Annotated in this window: 1 pseudogene; it reads right to left on the reverse strand. The window is 75.5% G+C overall.

Features of this window, described 5'->3' with window-relative positions:
* A pseudogene (locus tag K6I33_RS35525) lies at positions 1 to 640 on the reverse strand (CinY protein); the annotation flags it as partial.

Below are 640 nucleotides of genomic sequence, written 5' to 3' on the forward strand. Positions count from 1 at the left end.
GGCGCGGGGCGGTCGAGGCCGGGCGGGTTGTCCTTGCCGAGGGGCCCGGCGGCGGCCTTGTCGGTCCAGTTGCTGTGGGAGTAGAAGTCCTGGACGCCGTGGAGGGCGCGGCCCAGGCCCTCGATGGCCTCGCACTTGTTGCGCCCGGGGACGCCGAGGGTGAAGGTGCAGTCCTTGGCGAGGTCGTTCTCGCCGGGGGTGACCCTGCCGTCCGCCCCGATCGTGCCGCCGGCGGCGGTGATCCCTTCGGTGAAGCGGGTCTGGAGCCTGGCTATGCAGGCCAGCAGCTGCCGGGTGGCGTCGGCGCGGTCGCGCGGGTAGCCGGGGGCGGCGAGGAAGTCGGCGTTGTCGCAGTGGGCGGCGGGGACGACGATCTCGTCGGTGTCGGGCGCGCCGACCGCGCCGAAGGTGCGCTTGTGCCCGGCGAGCTGGTCCAGGGAGCGGGGTTCGAAGCAGGTGCCGTCGGACCGGGTGCCGGGGGCGCAGGCCAGGGCGGCGCGGGTGATCGCCTCGTGTTCGGCGTGCTGTCCGAAGGCGCTGACCGTGCCGAAGGCCCGGGCGGGTCCGGCCTGGGCGGTGAGCAGTACGGCGGGGGCGAGGGCGGCGACGCCCAGCTTGACCAGGACCTGGGCGGCGACGC

This window comes from Streptomyces sp. UNOB3_S3 (assembly GCF_020740895.1).
Classification (GTDB): domain Bacteria; phylum Actinomycetota; class Actinomycetes; order Streptomycetales; family Streptomycetaceae; genus Streptomyces.